This window comes from Pseudomonas sp. ASL9 (assembly GCF_056680335.1).
Genome location: NZ_CM155277.1, coordinates 5,096,750 through 5,112,994 on the forward strand (window position 1 = coordinate 5,096,750; position 16,245 = coordinate 5,112,994).

A 16,245-nucleotide genomic window follows, 5' to 3' on the forward strand; every position below is an offset into this window, starting at 1 on the left:
AAGGCTAGTTTACCCGCGTCACGCCTTGCTCGGCGTGACTAAAACGTTACCTCTGTGCCCCATTGCGCTTTCAGGGCGCGCAAGGAAGAGGATTTGCGAGCCTCAGTCGTGCTTTTTCATCAGGTGCGGTGCCAGATTCAGTGCGCTGGGCTGACGTAGGCGACGACGGCAGCGGCGCCACATCGAAACACCGGCATACAGCAGGAACAACCCGATCACGATCACCAGACTCGCACCGCCCGGGCTGGCATTGAGTTCGCCCAGTGCCGGCGGGTGACCGATCAGACTGGCAATACCGGCCATCACCAGTAGAGCGCCGAATGTGGCTAACAGTGCAGCAAATGCAGCGCCGAAGCGCATCCGCCAGTTGCTTGGGCCTTTTGGACGTAAGCGGCGAGCATCAAAACCATCGGATTTCTTCATTCCGATTTCCTCTCAGGGTATCGGCGCTCTGACCAGTATATGACCTGGTGGTTCCCGTTTTGAGGGGGATCAAAGGCTATGGGCGTGATTAATAGATGGGCGGTTACGTAACGTTCGTCACCTTGGCAGGGGCAACAGGGATGTTTTTTCAGGAACTGCCGAAGCGGTAAGGGCGGGTCAGTTCCCGAAGGATCAAGCCTTTTTCAGATCAAATCCTTGGTTAATGCAAGCGTGGCGAAATTGTCGGCCATGATTGCCATCTCGGTCTGGTGAACCACTTGGGCGCTGATCACGCCCCGCTTGCTGGGCAGGTCGCGGGTTGCACAGGCGTCTTCCACCAAGGTACAGCGATAGCCATAGTCTTTGGCTGCGCGGACAGTGGTGCTGATGCTTGAGTGGCTCATGAAACCGCACACGATCAGGTCCAGGGAGCCCAAGCGTTGCAATAGGTCGTCCAGGCCGGTGCCGTTGAAGGCATTTGGCAGGCGCTTCTCGATGATCGGCTCTTCGCCTTGGGGCAGGAGCTCTGGGAGAAACTCGCCGCGTTCACCCTGTGGATCGAACAGCCCGCCCACGGTGCCGAGATGGCGCACATGAACAATAGGTCGATTCGCTGCTCGGGCAGCATCCACCAGTTTGCAGATATTGGCCACGGCCTCATCAATGCCGGTCAGCGCCAACGGACCACTGACGTACTCCTTCTGCGCATCGATAATGATCAGGCTGGCGTTGCTCAGATTGGCCGGTGCGTAACCACGGCCGCTGAGTTGAAACATCGTTTTTGGGTCTGACATCTGGGGCTCCGTTGTGTGGGGCTTTTGTCACATTGTCCTCTGGCTGAGCGGTTATGTGAATGGCAACGATTGCAAGCGGCGTCGTTACAGGGCTGCAAGCCATCGGACCGTTCGCGATTTATGTCGTTTTGCCTGCAAAGTGACTGTGAAACCGCCGCAGGCGGCCTGTCATTGTGGGCGCAATCAATCGTCTTTCGGACATCGTTTGTTCAGGCCATGACTGATAGAATCGTCGGTCGTTTTTTCAAGGAGCAAGCCCCGTGATCACTTCCCGCCTGCGCACCCTGCGCGACCATATCCGTTGGGCCGTCAGCCGTTTTCACGGGGAAGATCTGTTTTTTGGCCACGGCACCGACAATGCCTGGGACGAAGCCCGCCAGTTGGTGCTGGGTGCGGTGCATCTGCCTTGGGAAATTGCCGACAGTTATCTGGATTGCCGCCTGGAAGACGACGAGCTGGTCAATCTGCAACGCTTGCTCAAACGCCGCATCGACGAGCGCATCCCAACCGCTTACCTGCTGGGCGAGGCGTGGTTCTGTAGCCTGTCGTTCATCGTAGACGAAAGGGTGCTGATCCCTCGCTCACCGATTGGCGAACTGATCGAAAAACGTTTCGAGCCCTGGCTGGCAGCAGACCCTGCACGAATTCTCGACCTGTGCACGGGCTCCGGTTGTATCGGTATTGCCTGTGCGTTTGAGTTCCCCAACGCTGAAGTGGTGTTGGCCGACCTTTCTTTTGAAGCGCTGGAAGTGGCCAATCAAAACATCGAGCGCCATGGTGTGGATGAGCGCGTCTATACCGTGCAGGGTGATGGTTTCGATGGCCTGCCGGGGCAGCGATTCGACCTGATCGTCTCCAACCCGCCTTATGTCGATGCAGAAGATTTCGCCGACATGCCGGATGAATATCAACATGAGCCAGAACTGGCGCTGGCCTGCGGCGATGACGGCCTCAACCTGGTGCGGCGCATGCTCAGTCAGGCAGCGGAGCATTTGACCGAGAAGGGCTTGCTGATCATCGAAGTTGGCAATAGCCAGGTTCACGTTGAGGCGCTGTACCCGGAAGTCGACTTCGCCTGGCTGGAGTTTGAACGTGGCGGTCATGGCGTATTCATGCTGACGGCCGAGCAATGCCGCCAACATCAAGCGTTGTTCGCTTCGCGGGTTTGATCGTAATGAGGGGTGCCTGATACAACGCCTTCGAGCAAGTGAGAACCCCGGTGAGTTTAGATTTCCCGGGGTTCCCGTGCTGGGCTGACCATCTCATTAACGCTTGCCCCTCCATACGGATCCTCGCTTAGGCGTTGCTCCGGGGGGGGGGCGCAAGGGGCCATCCCTCGCCCCTCGCCCCTTGCGGCTTACTCGGCGTCCTTGCCTCGTTACCCACTGCGCAACGCCTGCGCTCGGCCTCCTGAAAACGGGGCCTTGCCGTAATTCGGCAGTCAATTCACACAAAACCCCAAAGGCAAATCAAAGTCCCTGTAAGAGCAACCGGGACGCCCAGTCTTGTTCGTTAAGGCGGTTTATCTGATGCGTAATTGCATCTCACTTGACCACCTAATTGCATCGCCACTGACCAGTTGTTTGCAGTTGATGGGTGTCAGTGGGTGCCACTTAGGGGGAGTGCGTCAGCCAAGCACTGAAGGACTGCAACCGACCCATAGCTGACATTGAAAGCAAGCGCAAAATGGCCGATTGCTGTCTCTCGCCAAGGAGCAGCTATCGCTCCATCAAAACAATGATCTCTTGGCCCTATAGCTTGGTCCTGACAAAGACCGACTGCCAAGCCGACTCAATACGTGACGGGGTTAATAGTCATTTTTTTCCTATCTTCTCTCGCCTCGGGTTTCCCCAAGTATCCTGGCGGCATCTCGTGCCGGCGGTAAGCCAAATACCCGTGCGTAATCGCGGCTGAACTGGGTAGCGCTTTCATAGCCGACCTCAAAGGCCGCGTTAGTAACACTTTTGGCGTTGGCCACCAGCAACGTACGAGCCTGAAGTAGTCGAACCCTTTTTTGATATTGCAACGGGCTAAGCGCGGTGACGGCTTTGAAGTGACGGTGAAAGGCTGACACGCTCATCGCAGCGCGTTGTGCCAGTGTCTCCACCCTGATGGACTCGGCAAACTCCTGGCGAATGTACTGAATGGCCAGGCTGACCCGAGCCATGGCGCTATCGGGTGCCGCGATGTCTCGCAGCATCCAGCCGTGTGGGCCTTGTAAAACACGGTACAAAATCTCCCGTTCGTATACAGGCGCCAGGGCCGCAATTTCTTCAGGCCGGGTCATCAATCGAAGCATGCGCACCCAGGCATCCATCAAGTCGGGCGTCACGGCGGCTACCGAAAAGCCTGCATCCTTGTCGTATTGGCCGATGGGCTTTGGCAGGTCGGACAGTAGAGTCGCCAGGATCGTCGGGTCGAGTGTCAGGCTGACCGCCAAGTAAGGCTCACCGGAAGAGGCAGGGTGTACTTGACCGACCGCAGGCAACTCGATGGACATGACGAAATAAGTCGCCGGGTCATAGCGAAGCGTGCGGTCGCCGATGGTCATTGATTTACTGCCTTGCAGGATCAGGTTGATCATCGGGTCGTAAACGGCCGCCAGCAGATGTTCAGGGATTTCGCCCTGGACCATGGCTACACGTGGGATGCCCGTCTCCGTGCGGCGGTTTTCAGCACGGGAAGCCAGCGAGCGAAGTTCATTCAGTCGGTTTGTCATGGGAAACATCTGAACCCAGGCTGATACGCCCAGGCAAGCAAAAAGCAGAAACAGGCAGGATTCGAGTAGGAACGGCTGTGCTCGTTGCGAAGGCGATGGTTACTGTGGTGACTCATCTCAGTGACATTGGAGCAGCACATGAGCGTTATCGTCATCACCGGTGGCAGCCGGGGCATCGGCGCCAGCACGGCCGAACATTGTGCTCGACGCGGCATGGGGGTCATCCTCACCTACAAAAGCCATGCTGATTCAGCAAACGCTGTTGCCCAGCGTATCCAGACATCGGGCGGCAAGGCCGTGGCGCTTGAACTGGACGTTGTTGATGTGAGCAGCTTCGAGCACTTCCGAGAAACGGTGGTGCTCGCCTTACAGACAACCTGGGGTGTGGCAACGCTCGGCGGTCTGGTGAACAACGCGGGCCATGGCTTGTTCCATCCCCTAGAATCGGTCACCGAGGCGCAGTTTGACGGCTTGTTGAACGTTCACCTCAAAGGCCCGTTTTTCCTGACTCAAGCCTTGCTGCCGCTGATGGAAGAGGGCGCCAGCATCGTCAACCTGACCAGCGCCACGACCCGAGTGGCCACGGCAGGCGTCGCGCCTTATGCGGCTTTCAAGGGCGGACTCGACGTGTTGACTCGTTACATGGCCAAGGAGTTCGGCCCTCGGCGCATCCGTGCCAACTCCGTCTCGCCGGGGGCGATCCGCACGGAACTCGGTGGCGGCTTGAATGACGAATTCGAAGCTTTACTCGCATCGCAAACCGCCCTTGGCCGGGTGGGCGAGCCAGAGGACGTAGCTCGCGTTATCGCCATGCTGCTGTCCGAAGAAGGAAGCTGGATCAATGCCCAGACTATCGAAGTCGCGGGCGGGTATTTCATCTAAATCTGCATCTGAAAAGCGAGGCAATCGCAATGCTTGATCATATTTTTATCTCGGTAAGCGACGTTGATCGTTCCATCCGTTTCTACACGGCGACACTGACCCCGCTTGGTATTACCGGCAGGCTTGATTACGACGGCAAGGACGGTCCGCCAGGCCACCCGGACCTCAAGGGCTTCGGTGCCAATGGGCGGGTCTTTTTCTGGTTGCGCGAGGGTGTTGTGGAGGGGCGGGCGGTTCATGTTGGCTTCGTGGCGAACAGCAAGGCCGAGGTCAACGCAGCTTACGCGGCGGCTATGGAGAATGGCGCTGTAGACAACGGTACACCTGGCGCACGTCTGTATTACGACCCGAATTATTACGCCGCCAATGTCCTTGACCCGGACGGTTACAGCCTCGAATTCGTCTACAAAAACTGGCAGCACGCCCAATGAATCAATTAATGATCTACGGGGCGACCGGCTATACCGGTCGCATGGCTGCCGAGCATGCCAAAGCGCTGGGGCTGGACATTGTGATCTCTGGCCGCAATGGAGAAAGGCTGGAGTCACTCGCTGCGCAACTGGGCGTGCCTTATCGAGTGTTCGCCCCTGATGCCCAAGCAGCCGAATCCCTGCACGGCATCGGCGCGCTGCTGAATTTCGCAGGGCCTTTTGCTCAGACGGCGGACGCCTTGATGCAGGCCTGTATTAAGGCCGGGGTCGACTATCTGGACATAACGGCCGAGATCAATGTCTATCGGCTGGCAGAACGGCTTGGCGCTCAGGCTACCGAGGCGGGTGTCATGCTGCTGCCCGGAGTCGGCTGGGACGTGGTGCCGACAGACTGCCTGGCGATGCATGTCGCTCGACGTGTGCAGGATCCGCAGGCCCTGAAGGTGGCGTTACAGGTCGCAGGCTCCATGTCACGGGGATCAGCGTTGAGTGTCAGCGAGATCATTGGCACGGGCCTTTTGGCACGAGTGGACGGACTGCTGGTCGCCACCCCGGATACGAAGCCGCAGCACTTCGATTTTGGCGACGGCCCGGCACTGTGCGCGCCACTGTCTTTCGGTGACCTGGTCACCGGCTGGCACTCCACCGGTATTCCCAACATTTCCATGTTCGTGCACATCACCGGCGATGCCTTTCCTGAAGGCGATCTCTCACAACTTCCCGATGGCCCAAGTGCGGAGCAGCGTGAAGCCCGCCGCGCCCGAGCCGTGGCTGAAGTCATTGGCGCTGACGGCACAAGTGCGCGCTCAGTGATCGAGACCCTCAACGGCTACACCTACACACCGTTGGCCGCAGTGGAGGCTGCACGCCGGGTGCTGGGCGGTGAGAGACGACCAGGCTTTGAAACGCCTGCGCGGGTGTTTGGCATCGGATTCGCAGAGACGATTGCAGGGACGACAATCACAGATTTTTAGGGCGCGACAACACCTCTGCCACCAAGGGCGCGGTCGATACGTTGACGTTCGCCTGTAGGGCTCCAGGTTTCAGATAATGACGCAAGCCCCGGTCGCAGCAGATTCACACACCACCTCATACCGCACTTTCACTCCTTCTCCAGTCCCTGCTTGATGGAGCGCGGTAGCTGCCATTGGTGTGGGTGTTCGCTCCGTCATACGCCCAATTTGGTTGATGCGCTGCCAATTTCCCTAAATAATGCGGAGGACAGCTTTTGGCCGATTCTTGCCTGTCATGAGGGGCAGAAAGCGACCCAAAGCTGACGGTGGCGACAGGCAGACATCGGCCACTGCCAGACTGCGCATGGCGAATCGCACCACGGATCATCAGCACATGAAGCTGGTCGAGCGCACCGCCGGATCCGGACAAGCCTCTACATCAACGCAGCCAATGCAACGTCAAGTGGCGCCAGGCCCGTGACCAATACATCAACCCTTTGCGGATCGTCTCGGGTGGTATCGGTCCCGATGGCTTAGGGCCTGGGGCTTGCGTCCATTTCTGAGGCCCGCGCCAGTGCTTGCGTGTCGACATATTCTCGAATGTTCGTCAGCTTGCCATTCCGAACAGTGATGGCGAAGACAAAATAGTCCTCAAACGTCCTATTCGTGGCTTTGACTTTCCCCGTAGCGAAGCCGACCACCAGAACCCGGTCTCCCTGCGCTACGAACTCGGGGGGCTCTGGGGATGAAATCTCCATCTCTCCTGAAGCCTTCTGAAGCAAGTCTGCCAATCCCGCGTGCCCGCGGTGCGTGCCGGCCAGCGGCCAGCCCTCTCCCGGAATGATCCACTCGATATTTTCGGCAGACAACGCCAGCAGACCTTGCCTATCGCCGCCACCCATTGCTGCAAAAAAGTCCTTCACAATCTGGATATTCTCTTGAATGCTCATAAAGACCTCTCCATTGCTCTTACATCAGATCGCGTAGTGTCGCTAATTCAGCCGAGACCGACGCCAAGTTGTTGCTGCATTACGGAGGCCTCGTTGTAGCAATGAAAGGATATGATCTTCCCATTCTCGAGGTGAAAGACATCGCAAGACGGGACATCTATCGCCTTGCCCGTGGGAGCTAGAGTCCCAGAAGCAAGAGCCAGATCACCTTTGTGCGTTCCCCGAATCGCGAGCTCGACAACGACGACGTTTCCCGCGACGTAGAGGTTAAACAACTCACGGTGGACATCGGGGAACGCACTTACCAGACCAGCGATAGACTCACCAATGGCCTTCCCGCGGAACTTCATGCCGGAAGCCATATCCCACATGTATCCTTCCTCAGAGAACATGGAGACAAACTTCTCGATATCCGTTCCTTGCCCCTCTGCGGCGGCGCAGAGTTCTCTAATTATTCTTTCATTATTAAACATCGTCGCTCCTTATCTTCATTATTAAGCACTTAACAAATCGTATATGTTTTGGACCTGCCGGCGAGGACGTGATGTCGGCGTCGCCCTCGCTTCAGTCAAACTGTGGCTGCCCTTTGTCCACGAGGCAGGATCGCATCAAAATTTGCGATCACGATTCTTCAGTCGAACTTGACCAAGTCCTTAAAGATCAGTTGACCCCAGCTATTTCCGCGCGCTTGCACAAGCAGTCCACCTTCCGAAAGCCCGCCAAGTTTGATCGGCGAGAAACCGAGATTTTCCGCAAGCGCACCAATCTCCGCTGCGGCGCCGTCATCATCGCTCGACAGGAACACGACTCTCCTGCCACCCTGCACGGCCGGATCTTGACCAAGGACGGCCGCGCCCAAATGATTGAAGCCCCTAACCAGTCTTGCACCAGTGAAGGCCTGCGCGACGACCTTGGAAGAAGGCTGTCCTCCCAGTTCCTCAGGGGAAACGCCGTAGGCATTGGTCACATCGATGATGGTCTTTCCCTTCCAGGTCGGCAACGCCTTCGCGACATCCGGGTGTGACTCGAAACGGACAGCCAAAAAGACGATGTCCGCCTTGACGGCTTCCGCCAGTTTTTTGGGAATGATCGTGGGTCCGATCGCGGCCGCGGCGGATGCAAAGCTTTCCGGGTCGCGCGTGGTTGCAACGGATACTTCGATGCCGTTGCGGGCAAACGCCTTGGCCAGGGCCTGGCCAATATTGCCGAAGCCGATAATTGCGTAGCTCATATATTTTCCTTCAGTTTACCGAGCCCTACGACGCTCCGACTAATCGAATGGAGCGCCGTAGGGCGTAGCGTCAGAGTTGCGCTAGGCCGCCGTCGACGGCGACCTCGCTGGCGGTCATGAAGCTGCTGTCCGACGACGCTAGAAAGGCGGCCACGGCCCCGATCTCCGCCGGATCGGCCATGCGCTGAAGCGGAGTCATCGCGGCGTAGGCCTTCTGGCCCTCCTCGCCCAGCGCTTCCTTCGCGAGCTCGGTCGCCGTCGCCCCGGGCGACAGCACGTTTACCCGGATGCCGGTGCCCTTCAGGTCCTCCGCCCAGGTCCGCGCGAGGTTGCGCACTGCCGCCTTGCTCGCACTGTAGGCGCTCATTCCCGGGGCGCCCGTGGTGCCGGCGCTCGACCCGGTTAGGATGATGGAACCGCCCTGGCCCATCAGCGGCAGCGCCTTCTGGACCGTGAAGATCGTACCCTTCACGTTGGTGTCGAAGGTTTCGTCAATGTGCTCGGCGGTGATCTTGCCGAGCGCAAGCCGGCTTCCCGCCCCGGCATTGGCGAAGACGATGTCGAGGGTTCCGCGCTCGGCCTTCACCGCCGCGTAGAGTCGGTCGAGGTCGGCCTCATCGGAAACCGAGCCCTTTACCGCGCGGGCATTGGGCCCGAGGTCGGCCACGGCGGCGTCGAGCGCTTCCTGCCGGCGGCCGAAGATGAAGACGAAGGCGCCCTCCTCGATGAAGCGTTTTGCTGCGGCACGGCCGATGCCGGTAGCGCCACCGGTAATGACAGCGGTCTTTCCATTCAGTCTGGTCATGTCGTGCATCCTTCGTTGGAGTTGTACGAAAGCAGGGAGCTGCTTGCTTGAGGACAACTATGGAGTTCTGATAACCTAAGGGCAAGTATGCACCTTTAGGTAAGTATCAAAAAATGACGACGACTTCTGAAATCTGCGGCACAGGCTGCGGGCTCAACGCCACGCTGCGCATTATCTCGGGCAAGTGGAAACCGCTGGTCCTGTTTTTCCTGCGCAACGGCCCGAAGCGCTACGGCGAACTCAAACGCTTGGTCCAAGGCGTCAGCGACAAGGTGCTGATCCAGCAATTGAAGGATCTGGAGGCCGATCACGTGCTGGCGCGGACCGACTACAAGGAGGTGCCGCCGCGCGTGGACTACGCGCTGACCCCGCTCGGTCGCAGCTTGGCTGACGCGATCATCCCGCTGTGCGCCTGGGGAACCGAGAACGCGGCGGAAATGGCAAGCATCTTCGCCAAGCGCGACGCTTTGCCCTAGCAGGATGCTGAAGAACCTCTGAGTCGGACAACCCTGCGCATTCGTGGGAGGGACTGTCAGGATGCGCGGTTTGGGTGCTCTGGCCCATGTTTGTTTTTAGACGATAGTCGAAGGTCCGCTTCTGGCCGATTACTGCCTGTCGCGACCGGCTGAATACGTCAGACTGGTGGTGATGCTGACGACATGGCCGCTGCCTTGTTTTTCCATCTCGGCGATGGCGAGTTGGGTGATGTAGAAGAAACCATTCAGGTTCACCGACAGCACAGCAGCGTAGTCTTCGTGGGTAGGCTTTGGATCTTGACGCAGGACCGGCTAACGGGTGTCCCCCATTTCCTCATTTCGCGCCGAACAGCATCGTCCAATAGACGCCGTTGTCGCTACGCGAGTTCGCGGCATAGGCCGCGCCAACCTGGGTAAACATCGGGTTCATCAGATTGGCGCAATGCCCAGGGCTGGTCAGCCAGCCTTCCATAGCCTTGCCCGGCGAACGCTGCCCGGCGGCGATGTTCTCTCCGATCTGCCGGCCACCGTAGCCGGCGGCCTTCGCTCGGTCCCACGGCATATCACCGTTGGGGTCCTGGTGCGCGAAGTAATTGTCGTTGGCCATCGCCCGGCTGTGCCCCTGCGCCGCTGTCCCCAGGGCGGCATTCCAGGTCAGCGGCGGTGCAGCGGCGAAGCGCTGACGACCACACAGGCGCGGTTTCGCCCGTGCCGCGTTGACTTGTGCCAGCAACGTCTTGCCCGCCGCTCGCGGGTCGTCCAGATGCCCATCGAGCAAGGGCCGCGCCAGCACCACCTGCCATTCACTCTCGTCGCGATGCACGCCAATATCGGCGAACTGGGTATCGAGCAGGGCCCCACAGTAGCGGCTCTGGAGCATGTCAAAGGCCTCCTCGGCATCTTCAGCTCCGACCAGACGGATAGTCCGCACAGACACCGCCTGATAGCCGGAATCCTTCAACGTCTCCCGCGTAACGCCTCCATAGCCGATCTGCAAGGCCAGGTTCGACTTCAGAGCCAGCGGCGTCAAGGCCTGGACCGTGCGCCCCGCGCAGCGCTGCGGTTGGGCGCGGTAGTCGTTGATGTCCTCCACCAGTTGCCTTTCCCCGCCAGCATGGGCGGGACTGGCGAACAGGGGGAGCAAAGGAATAAGGCAGAGCGAGAAAACGCAGGAGGAGCGAACGGTCTGGCGCATGAGGCGGGCAGCTCTGATGGGATGACGACGGTAATGGCGATAGTGGGCTGAGGAATGACCGCAGAGCGTTTCGCTGTATTGGCTCGCAAATGGATTCCGAGGCTGGGCTAAGACTGTGGGCCTCAACACAAGTTTCACGAGCAAAGGGGGGAATTTATTGTTGGAGTCGTGCGTCCGCTCCTGGCCGCTCTCTGCCAGTCGTCACTACCGCGCCTGCTGGTCAAGTCGAATGCAAACGGTTGGTCAGCACGAATGCAATTGACGGGTCAGTGGCAATGCAAATGGATGGTCAAGTCCATGCAATTACGCAATCTGACGCACCACCACCGATAACAACACACAAATCGCAACCTGGGTTTCTGCGCGACAGCGCGGCTATCGAAGACGCGGCGGGGCCTCCTAACGCAAGGGAAACCTAACGGTGCGTAGCAATCCAGATCAGTAGCCCGGCCTGGAATACCGCGAACGCTACCAGGCAGGCGATGGTAAAGCGCAAACCGCTGTCTTCGCGTTTGAACCGGGTGACTGTTTCGTCCTGCTTGCGCAGTTTGACATCTTGCTCCTGCAGGTTTTGTTCTGCTTGCTGGAGCATATTGGCGGCGTCGAGAATCTCCACCATCTGGACCTTTTCGCTGTTCCAGGTGTTTAGCAGTTCGGCAACCTGCACGTGTTTGACGGTGCCTTTCATGTGCTGAGCGTCGGCGTACTCAATCTCGAAACCCAGAGTGGTCAGGAACTGATCGCGACGCAGGCGGGTGTCTTCGTTAAGGGCATCTTTACTGGCGAGTACACGCTCGTCGATCTCATAGTGCGACCATCTCTTCTGCGCCCAGTGAATGCCTTGGGCCATCAAAAAACGACCGATACCACGATTCCATGGTTCGATTTGTAGTCCTGCCTCGGGGCTGAATCGGACCCGATGAGTGCTGTGATCGACCCATACGTCGAGGTGGTTCTGCTCTTTGCGCACCTGCTGGGCAGGCAACTGGATGTTCATACGCAGCAAGCTGTGTTCTTTATCGTTGCGTTCGGCGCGGCCGAACTGCACGAAGCGCAGTGGGCGGCCGCCGGTGAACCGGTCGGTCTGTAGTGGCGCCAGACGGAGCATTTGAAAATGCTCCGGTCGAACCTCCGCCCACGGCAAGCTCGCAGGATCCGGCGCAACGGCTTCGGCTTCAACTTCAGCGTCGGGTGTGGCTTGAGTGTCGGTCATATCAGAGATCCTGTGGCCCAGGCACCAAGCAGCAAACTCAGTACCAGCCATCTGCTATCGGCCGTTTTTTTCAGGACTGAAGGCCATTGGCCGGTTTGTGCCTGCAAACGTCTGTTACGCGGCAGGCAATGCGTTAATAAAGCGCAAGATACGCGTTGAAAGCTCGCTGGCGAGTGGCAGTTGTGGGTTTTTGTAGGACGCGAGTTGACTCTGGATGTCATTAGGTACGATACGCAAGACGTGGTTCATGCCGTCGATCAGTGCCAGTTCCGCGTCGGGTTTGGCCGCCTGGAGTCGCTGGGCATCGCCAATGCCCACCTGAATGTCGTTGCGGCCCTGAATAATCAAGGCCGGGACGTGCAATTTGCCGAAGGCGGCGGCCGGGTCCTGGCGGAACAGCGAAATCAGGTACGGCTGCACGCTCGGGCGGAAAACCACCTGCAGAGCAGGTGGCACGTTGTCATCGGTGTGGCCGGCCTTAAGCGAGTCGATCAGCTGTTCGGTTCGTCGCAGCAAGGGCGGGGGCAATCGGGATTGCAGTTGTTCGCGCAATACTTGGTCGACCGGGCGTCCGGTGCCCGCGACGGAAATCACTGCCGCGGCCCCCGCTTGCTCTGCTGCAAGGGCGGCAACCAAGGCACCTTCGCTATGCCCCAGCAGAATCAATTGTCCCAGGCGTGGGTCGGTCTTGAGCATTTTCCCCCAGGCCGCCGCGTCGGCGACGTAGGCTTCGATACTCAGGTTGCGCTCATCGGGCGTGGCTGCCTTGCTCGCGGCCACGCCCCGTTTGTCGTAGCGCACGCTGGCGATATTGTGCTTGGCGAGGACATTCGCCAGCAGCTTCATGTTGTCGTTACGACCGCCGTCGGGGTTGTTGCCGTCGCGGTCAGTGGGGCCGGAGCCAGCGATGATCAGTACCACGGGCACCGGGACGTCGGATCGGGGTAGCAACAGCGTGCCAAACAGCTCGCCGGTTCCGGTGTCGAGGCTGATGGGGCGTTGCAATATGCTCGGTGTGGCGGCTTGGGCAAGGCCGGTAATCAGGGGCAGGATTACAGCAATAGCTCGAAGTAAAACTGTGACTCGCAACATCGGTAGGCCATCATCTGTTCAAGTGCCGATTGGACGCGTCAACGCGGATAAGGTTCGGCAATACGCTTGAAGGATGAACTACTCAGGCAGCCTGCGTATACTGGCGCGCTTGCGGTTTTGATTGATAAATAGATCGTTTGATTGTTTTGGCTTAATTTCGCGGAGCGTCCTGCATGTCCGGCAATACCTACGGCAAGCTGTTCACTGTTACCACGGCCGGCGAAAGCCACGGCCCGGCACTGGTCGCTATTGTTGACGGCTGCCCGCCAGGGCTTGAACTGTCGCTGGAAGACTTGCAGCTCGACCTGGATCGCCGCAAGCCCGGCACGAGCCGCCACACCACTCAGCGCCAGGAGGCCGATGAAGTCGAGATCCTCTCCGGTGTGTTCGAAGGCAAGACCACGGGTTGTCCCATCGGTCTGTTGATTCGCAATACTGATCAGAAGTCCAAGGATTACTCGGCGATTCAAGACCTGTTTCGCCCCGCGCATGCCGACTACACCTATCACCACAAGTACGGCCAGCGCGATTACCGCGGCGGTGGTCGCAGCTCGGCCCGTGAAACGGCCATGCGCGTGGCGGCGGGCGCCATCGCCAAGAAATACCTGGCCAGCCAGGGCATTCAAATTCGCGGTTACATGAGCCAGTTGGGCCCGATTGAAATCCCGTTCAAGACCTGGGAGTCGGTGGACCAGAACGCATTTTTCTGCCCGGACCCGGACAAAGTGCCAGAGCTTGAGGCATACATGGATCAGCTGCGCCGGGATCAAGATTCGGTCGGTGCCAAAATCACCGTGGTTGCCGAAGGCGTCAAGCCGGGGTTGGGCGAGCCGATTTTCGATCGCCTGGATGCCGAGCTGGCGCACGCGCTGATGAGTATCAATGCGGTCAAAGGCGTTGAGATTGGCGCCGGTTTCGCCAGTGTTGCCCAGCGCGGTACTGAGCATCGCGACGAGATGACGCCGCAGGGTTTCCTGTCGAACAATGCCGGTGGCATTTTGGGTGGGATTTCATCGGGGCAGCCGATTGTCGCCCATCTGGCGCTCAAGCCGACCTCAAGCATTACCACGCCTGGACGTTCCATCGATGTCCATGGCACCCCGGTCGACGTCATTACCAAAGGTCGTCACGACCCCTGCGTCGGCATCCGCGCCACGCCCATCGCTGAAGCCATGATGGCGATCGTGTTGATGGATCATTTCCTGCGCAATCGCGGGCAGAACGCCGATGTATGCGTGTCGACTCCCGTACTGGGCCAACTGTAATGCCCGATGACGGTGATGCAGTCACGGCGTTTTAGCCGTGGCTTCACTTCCCCAAGGGCAGGTCCCTTACTGGCGATTGTCCAGTTTCTATCTGTTCTACTTCGCTTTGCTGGGTTCGACGGCGCCGTTTCTGGCGCTGTACTTCGATCATCTGGGGTTTTCCAGCGCACGCATCGGTGAGTTGGTAGCCATTCCTATGCTGATGCGCTGCGTCGCCCCCAATATTTGGGGCTGGCTGGGGGATTACACCGGGCGCCGTCTGGCGATTGTGCGCTTTGGGGCGATCTGTACGCTGCTGACGTTCTCCCTGATCCTGTTCGACAAGAGCTACGCCTGGCTGGCAATGGTCATGGCGTTGCACGCGTTCTTCTGGCACGCCGTCTTGCCGCAGTTCGAAGTGATCACCTTGGCCCATCTGCGGGGGCAGACCGCTCGCTACAGCCAGGTCCGGCTGTGGGGCTCCATCGGCTTCATCCTCACGGTGGTGGCGCTGGGTCGGCTGTTCGAGGGGTTCAGCCTGGACGTATACCCGCAGGCGCTGCTGTTGATCATGGCCGGTATCGTCGCCAGCAGTTGGTGGGTGCCCAATGCGCAACCTGCGCCGTCGATACACACGCTGGCCGGTGGCGGTTTTCTTAAACAGCTCACCCGTCCTGGTGTCCTGGCTTTTTACGCCAGCGTTGCATTGATGCAGTTGAGCCACGGCCCTTATTACACCTTCCTGACCCTGCATCTGGAGCATTTGGGCTACAGTCGCGGTTTCATCGGTCTACTCTGGGCGTTGGGGGTCGTGGCCGAAGTGCTGATGTTTTTGTCGATGAGCCGGATTCTGATGCGGTTTTCCCTGCGCCATGTGCTGCTGGCGAGTTTTTTGTTGGCCGCGCTGCGTTGGTTGTTGCTGGGCAATTTCGCCGAACATTTGCCCGTGCTGGTCTTCGCCCAGATCCTGCATGCCGCGACGTTCGGCAGTTTTCACGCAGCGGCCATCCATTTTGTTCAGCGTAGTTTCGGCCCTGAGCAACAAGGCCAGGGCCAGGCGCTGTATGCCGCATTGGCCGGAACGGGCGGTGCCTTGGGTGCGTTGTATTCTGGTTATAGCTGGAATGTACTGGGGCCGAACTGGACCTTCAGTATTGCCAGTCTTGCGGCACTCGCCGCCGCCGTCATGATTGCGACACGAATGAAAGAGGACAGGGCATGACCCGCGAACAGCTCGCTCAGGAAATCATCGACGCCGGACGCTTTTTATATGGCCGTGGATGGTCGCCAGCCACCAGCAGTAATTATTCGACACGGTTGTCGGCGACCACCGCGTTACTGACGGTGTCAGGCAAGCATAAAGGTCAGTTGGGCCAAGATGACGTGCTGGTCACCGACCTGTCCGGCAACAGCCTGGAACCGGGTAAAAAGCCATCGGCCGAGACCTTGCTGCACACTCAGTTGTACCGCTGTAAACCGCAAGTAGGTGCGGTGCTGCACACCCATTCAGTCAATGCGACCGTGTTGTCGCGCCTGACGGCGGGTGATCAGGTGGTGTTCGAAGATTATGAACTGCAGAAAGCATTTGCTGGCGTGGTGACCCATGAATCGAAGGTCGTTGTGCCGATTTTCGAGAATGACCAGGACATTGCCCGATTGGCAGCAAAGGTCCAGCCTTGGCTCGATACCCATCCTGATTGCGCCGGGTACCTAATTCGTGGCCATGGTCTGTACACCTGGGGCGCGAGAATGAGCGACGCACTGCGTCAGATCGAAGCGTTTGAATTTTTGTTCGAGTGCGAGCTCAAGGCTCGCTCTTTACTGAACCGTTAAGGAA

At 58.8% G+C, this 16,245-nt stretch carries 18 protein-coding genes and 1 pseudogene; 8 read left to right on the plus strand and 11 right to left on the minus strand.

Going from position 1 to position 16,245, the window contains the following annotated elements; translation table 11 throughout:
* Positions 1–102: 102 nt before the first annotated feature.
* Together AC1ME2_RS23435 and AC1ME2_RS23440 are read right to left on the minus strand one after the other, a co-directional pair.
* Positions 103–423 (minus strand): hypothetical protein, encoded by a 321-nt coding sequence (locus tag AC1ME2_RS23435; RefSeq protein WP_480437180.1) that lies wholly within the window; start codon positions 421–423, stop codon positions 103–105.
* A gap of 203 nt (positions 424–626) precedes the next feature.
* A complete protein-coding gene (locus AC1ME2_RS23440) occupies positions 627–1,217 on the minus strand; it encodes a cysteine hydrolase family protein (protein WP_480437182.1) in 591 nt (196 codons plus the stop codon).
* A 260-nt stretch (positions 1,218–1,477) separates the two neighbouring features.
* Here AC1ME2_RS23440 and prmB point away from each other — a divergent pair, with 260 nt between their 5' ends.
* Positions 1,478–2,386, plus strand: a complete 909-nt coding sequence (gene prmB / locus AC1ME2_RS23445; RefSeq protein WP_480437184.1) for a 50S ribosomal protein L3 N(5)-glutamine methyltransferase — start codon at positions 1,478–1,480, stop codon at positions 2,384–2,386.
* A gap of 656 nt (positions 2,387–3,042) precedes the next feature.
* Here the strand turns inward: prmB and AC1ME2_RS23450 are convergent.
* Complete coding sequence (locus AC1ME2_RS23450) at positions 3,043–3,936, minus strand: AraC family transcriptional regulator (protein WP_480437186.1); 894 nt, start codon at positions 3,934–3,936, stop codon at positions 3,043–3,045.
* 138 nt (positions 3,937–4,074) lie between these two features.
* Between AC1ME2_RS23450 and AC1ME2_RS23455 the strand changes: the two genes are divergently transcribed.
* From AC1ME2_RS23455 to AC1ME2_RS23465, 3 genes are read left to right on the plus strand one after another with little or no spacing between them, the layout of a single operon-like run.
* Positions 4,075–4,818: an SDR family NAD(P)-dependent oxidoreductase gene (locus AC1ME2_RS23455; protein ID WP_480437188.1), complete on the plus strand. Its 744-nt coding sequence runs from the start codon at positions 4,075–4,077 to the stop codon at positions 4,816–4,818.
* 29 nt (positions 4,819–4,847) lie between these two features.
* Positions 4,848–5,249, plus strand: coding sequence for a VOC family protein (locus AC1ME2_RS23460; protein ID WP_480437190.1), 402 nt, complete (start codon positions 4,848–4,850; stop codon positions 5,247–5,249).
* Positions 5,246–6,223, plus strand: coding sequence for a saccharopine dehydrogenase family protein (locus AC1ME2_RS23465; RefSeq protein WP_480437192.1), 978 nt, complete (start codon positions 5,246–5,248; stop codon positions 6,221–6,223). The genes AC1ME2_RS23460 and AC1ME2_RS23465 overlap by 4 nt, the downstream gene beginning before the upstream one ends.
* A gap of 512 nt (positions 6,224–6,735) precedes the next feature.
* Here the strand turns inward: AC1ME2_RS23465 and AC1ME2_RS23470 are convergent.
* The 4 genes from AC1ME2_RS23470 to AC1ME2_RS23485 form a co-directional block, all read right to left on the minus strand.
* Positions 6,736–7,152, minus strand: coding sequence for a nuclear transport factor 2 family protein (locus AC1ME2_RS23470; protein ID WP_480437195.1), 417 nt, complete (start codon positions 7,150–7,152; stop codon positions 6,736–6,738).
* Positions 7,153–7,199: 47 nt separating this feature from the next.
* Positions 7,200–7,625 (minus strand): nuclear transport factor 2 family protein, encoded by a 426-nt coding sequence (locus AC1ME2_RS23475; protein WP_480437198.1) that lies wholly within the window; start codon positions 7,623–7,625, stop codon positions 7,200–7,202.
* Positions 7,626–7,783: 158 nt separating this feature from the next.
* On the minus strand, positions 7,784–8,383 hold the full coding sequence (locus AC1ME2_RS23480; RefSeq protein WP_480437201.1) for an NADPH-dependent F420 reductase: 600 nt from the start codon (positions 8,381–8,383) through the stop codon (positions 7,784–7,786).
* 70 nt (positions 8,384–8,453) lie between these two features.
* Positions 8,454–9,188, minus strand: a complete 735-nt coding sequence (locus tag AC1ME2_RS23485; protein ID WP_480437203.1) for an SDR family NAD(P)-dependent oxidoreductase — start codon at positions 9,186–9,188, stop codon at positions 8,454–8,456.
* 113 nt (positions 9,189–9,301) lie between these two features.
* Between AC1ME2_RS23485 and AC1ME2_RS23490 the strand changes: the two genes are divergently transcribed.
* Positions 9,302–9,664 carry a winged helix-turn-helix transcriptional regulator gene (locus AC1ME2_RS23490; RefSeq protein ID WP_480437205.1) on the plus strand — a complete coding sequence of 121 codons (363 nt, stop codon included), beginning with the start codon at positions 9,302–9,304 and terminating at the stop codon, positions 9,662–9,664.
* Between the two features lie 159 nt (positions 9,665–9,823).
* Here the strand turns inward: AC1ME2_RS23490 and AC1ME2_RS23495 are convergent.
* The 4 genes and pseudogenes from AC1ME2_RS23495 to AC1ME2_RS23510 all read right to left on the minus strand — a co-directional run.
* Positions 9,824–9,949 (minus strand): annotated as a pseudogene (locus AC1ME2_RS23495) (SDR family NAD(P)-dependent oxidoreductase); the annotation flags it as partial.
* Between the two features lie 49 nt (positions 9,950–9,998).
* Positions 9,999–10,859 (minus strand): CAP domain-containing protein, encoded by an 861-nt coding sequence (locus AC1ME2_RS23500; RefSeq protein WP_480442306.1) that lies wholly within the window; start codon positions 10,857–10,859, stop codon positions 9,999–10,001.
* A gap of 415 nt (positions 10,860–11,274) precedes the next feature.
* Positions 11,275–12,072 (minus strand): hypothetical protein, encoded by a 798-nt coding sequence (locus AC1ME2_RS23505; RefSeq protein ID WP_480437209.1) that lies wholly within the window; start codon positions 12,070–12,072, stop codon positions 11,275–11,277.
* A gap of 114 nt (positions 12,073–12,186) precedes the next feature.
* Positions 12,187–13,164: an alpha/beta hydrolase gene (locus AC1ME2_RS23510; protein ID WP_480437211.1), complete on the minus strand. Its 978-nt coding sequence runs from the start codon at positions 13,162–13,164 to the stop codon at positions 12,187–12,189.
* Positions 13,165–13,337: 173 nt separating this feature from the next.
* Between AC1ME2_RS23510 and aroC the strand changes: the two genes are divergently transcribed.
* The 3 genes from aroC to AC1ME2_RS23525 are packed head-to-tail and all read left to right on the plus strand — an operon-like array spanning position 13,338 to position 16,241.
* Positions 13,338–14,429, plus strand: a complete 1,092-nt coding sequence (gene aroC, locus AC1ME2_RS23515) for a chorismate synthase (protein WP_480437213.1) — start codon at positions 13,338–13,340, stop codon at positions 14,427–14,429.
* A 37-nt stretch (positions 14,430–14,466) separates the two neighbouring features.
* Entirely contained in the window at positions 14,467–15,630 is a 1,164-nt protein-coding gene (locus tag AC1ME2_RS23520; protein WP_480437216.1) for an MFS transporter, read from the plus strand.
* Positions 15,627–16,241: a methylthioribulose 1-phosphate dehydratase gene (locus tag AC1ME2_RS23525; protein WP_480437218.1), complete on the plus strand. Its 615-nt coding sequence runs from the start codon at positions 15,627–15,629 to the stop codon at positions 16,239–16,241. Before AC1ME2_RS23520 ends, AC1ME2_RS23525 begins: the two co-directional genes overlap by 4 nt.
* Positions 16,242–16,245 lie beyond the last annotated feature (4 nt).

Bases quoted from the DNA above. Each gene is read 5' to 3' on its own strand.
- AC1ME2_RS23435 (WP_480437180.1), bottom strand. From the start codon at position 423: ATGAAGAAATCCGATGGTTTTGATGCTCGCCGCTTACGTCCAAAAGGC.
- AC1ME2_RS23440 (WP_480437182.1), bottom strand. From the start codon at position 1,217: ATGTCAGACCCAAAAACGATGTTTCAACTCAGCGGCCGTGGTTACGCA.
- AC1ME2_RS23450 (WP_480437186.1), bottom strand. From the start codon at position 3,936: ATGACAAACCGACTGAATGAACTTCGCTCGCTGGCTTCCCGTGCTGAA.
- AC1ME2_RS23455 (WP_480437188.1), top strand. From the start codon at position 4,075: ATGAGCGTTATCGTCATCACCGGTGGCAGCCGGGGCATCGGCGCCAGC.
- AC1ME2_RS23460 (WP_480437190.1), top strand. From the start codon at position 4,848: ATGCTTGATCATATTTTTATCTCGGTAAGCGACGTTGATCGTTCCATC.
- AC1ME2_RS23465 (WP_480437192.1), top strand. From the start codon at position 5,246: ATGAATCAATTAATGATCTACGGGGCGACCGGCTATACCGGTCGCATG.
- AC1ME2_RS23470 (WP_480437195.1), bottom strand. From the start codon at position 7,152: ATGAGCATTCAAGAGAATATCCAGATTGTGAAGGACTTTTTTGCAGCA.
- AC1ME2_RS23475 (WP_480437198.1), bottom strand. From the start codon at position 7,625: ATGTTTAATAATGAAAGAATAATTAGAGAACTCTGCGCCGCCGCAGAG.
- AC1ME2_RS23480 (WP_480437201.1), bottom strand. From the start codon at position 8,383: ATGAGCTACGCAATTATCGGCTTCGGCAATATTGGCCAGGCCCTGGCC.
- AC1ME2_RS23485 (WP_480437203.1), bottom strand. From the start codon at position 9,188: ATGACCAGACTGAATGGAAAGACCGCTGTCATTACCGGTGGCGCTACC.
- AC1ME2_RS23490 (WP_480437205.1), top strand. From the start codon at position 9,302: ATGACGACGACTTCTGAAATCTGCGGCACAGGCTGCGGGCTCAACGCC.
- AC1ME2_RS23500 (WP_480442306.1), bottom strand. From the start codon at position 10,859: ATGCGCCAGACCGTTCGCTCCTCCTGCGTTTTCTCGCTCTGCCTTATT.
- AC1ME2_RS23505 (WP_480437209.1), bottom strand. From the start codon at position 12,072: ATGACCGACACTCAAGCCACACCCGACGCTGAAGTTGAAGCCGAAGCC.
- AC1ME2_RS23510 (WP_480437211.1), bottom strand. From the start codon at position 13,164: ATGTTGCGAGTCACAGTTTTACTTCGAGCTATTGCTGTAATCCTGCCC.
- aroC (WP_480437213.1), top strand. From the start codon at position 13,338: ATGTCCGGCAATACCTACGGCAAGCTGTTCACTGTTACCACGGCCGGC.
- AC1ME2_RS23525 (WP_480437218.1), top strand. From the start codon at position 15,627: ATGACCCGCGAACAGCTCGCTCAGGAAATCATCGACGCCGGACGCTTT.